The organism is Peribacillus sp. (genome assembly GCF_059453735.1).
This window is the reverse complement of the sequence record NZ_JAZVJO010000026.1, coordinates 1-1,733: the sequence shown is the minus strand read 5'-3', so window position 1 is coordinate 1,733 and position 1,733 is coordinate 1. Positions and strand designations below refer to the sequence as shown.

Annotated in this window: 2 protein-coding genes and 1 pseudogene; 2 read left to right on the top strand and 1 reads right to left on the bottom strand. The window is 38.3% G+C overall.

From position 1 onward, the window contains the following. Positions 1-469 (bottom strand): annotated as a pseudogene (locus tag AC52RT_RS00740) (hypothetical protein); the annotation flags it as partial. Between the two features lie 288 nt (positions 470-757). On the opposite strand from AC52RT_RS00740, the gene AC52RT_RS00735 reads away from it, so the two are divergent. Both AC52RT_RS00735 and AC52RT_RS00730 read left to right on the top strand, forming a co-directional pair. Further along, complete coding sequence (locus AC52RT_RS00735; RefSeq protein WP_495538981.1) at positions 758-1,351, top strand: DUF6230 family protein; 594 nt, start codon at positions 758-760, stop codon at positions 1,349-1,351. A gap of 40 nt (positions 1,352-1,391) precedes the next feature. Further along, the coding region (locus AC52RT_RS00730; protein ID WP_495538980.1) for a DUF6114 domain-containing protein at positions 1,392-1,733 on the top strand (342 nt) is incomplete at its 3' end.

Below are 1,733 nucleotides of genomic sequence, written 5' to 3'. Positions count from 1 at the left end.
GCTCCTCTTGATTAATCAGCCGCTCGCATAATAGTTCTAGGCTGATTTTTTCATGCTCATTTAAATAGACAAGTACTTCACTGATTTTACTGAACAAATAATGAATAGATGGATGCAAGTGAGAGGAGAACTTAATATGTTCTTTTAAAACCTTATGGGTAGCATTCTCCATGAGGTTTAATATGTGGATAATTCTTTCTGCCGCAGGTTGATAGGGAAAGTAGTCTAATGAATCCTCTTTCATTCTATTCAAAATCGAATGGACTTCGACTCCATACCTGCTCGAACTCATATAAGAGACTAAGCGCTCCTTAATAAACCTGCAGGTATCTGTATATTTCACACTAATTTCAGCCAGCTCATCCTGCACATTGTTCCATTCTAGGACAATCTCATCCTCATACTCTGCCAACAGTTTAATCGCCTTAGTTAACAAGGAATTCATATGATTATTTAATGATTCAGACACTACCTTCCACCTCGCCTTCACGGATTATTCTATTAATAGTATTCTTCTCATAAGAAATAAACTCCTTCTACAAATGTATATTCTTGTATATTCGCGCCATTTCGACAAGATTATCATTCTTAAGCAGGATTAAAATGAAATTAGCTACAAATGTAGGTATTCCCGATTCAGTAAAAAGGGAATAAAATTGTTACAGAAATGTGAAAGCGCTTACCATAATTGTCCGATTTATTGTAAGCTCTTCCACCCTTCTAATTAATTTTCAGGGAAGAAAGAGGAGGATGATCGATGAACACGGCAGAAATGATCCAAATGGGGGGGCACACGGCCAAAAAGAGCTTTTGGATTGCACTACTTAGCGGATTTTTATTATTTGGAGGATTATTAACTTATTTTGGCCTCAGCGGAACTGTTTATGCTGCCGCACTCAGTGGTTTCGGTGAATTTAATGTTAGATTCGACCGATTGGAAGGTACAAACTTTAAACTATTGGGCGGATTGGCTGATACAGCAAAAGCAAAAAATGGAGCAGTTGTTGCCGTCAACCATATTGATGAAGTAACAATCAATGGCTTGGTCATTACGAAAGATGTCCCTGCTTTAGGGGTTCGGGTTGTAGTTAAATCTGACCCAAAAGCCGACGTGAAAATTAAAGGGTTGATTCAAAAAGCAACGACTATTGACGGGAATGCCAGATTTGAAAAGCTGACTATGCAAGAAAACTATGTTGGGGATATTAAGGACCCACAAGAAAAGATTGCGGAAGAATTTACTCAAAAAGCCCCTAAAATCATTCTGGAGAATGCCACATTAAAAACACTATATCTCTATCAAGAATCTCTTTCTCTTCCAGGCATGAAAGTTTATTTTGAAAAACTATAAGAATAATCTATTACCAAATATCGGATTGGAATGATGAATCATGAATAATACACGATATATGACTAAAAGACAGCGATTCCGTAATTGGAAGATCACACGGCCTTTTTGGGGAGCAACACTTGCTCTCCTTTCTGGCTTACTCATCTGTTATGTTCCTCTTCAGCTTCTTGAGGTGGCAGCTGTTCCTGGGACGATGGTGTTTGTTGGATTCTTCCTCGGCGGAACCGTATTGATTGGTGCAATTTTATCTTATATCATGCCTCATTTATCGACATTGCTAGGTATTATGATTATGTTTTCAGCCATTCTATCCATTATGGGTGCCATGGGCGGTTTTATCATCGGAACAATACTTGGAATTATCGGGGGATCCCTCTGCATT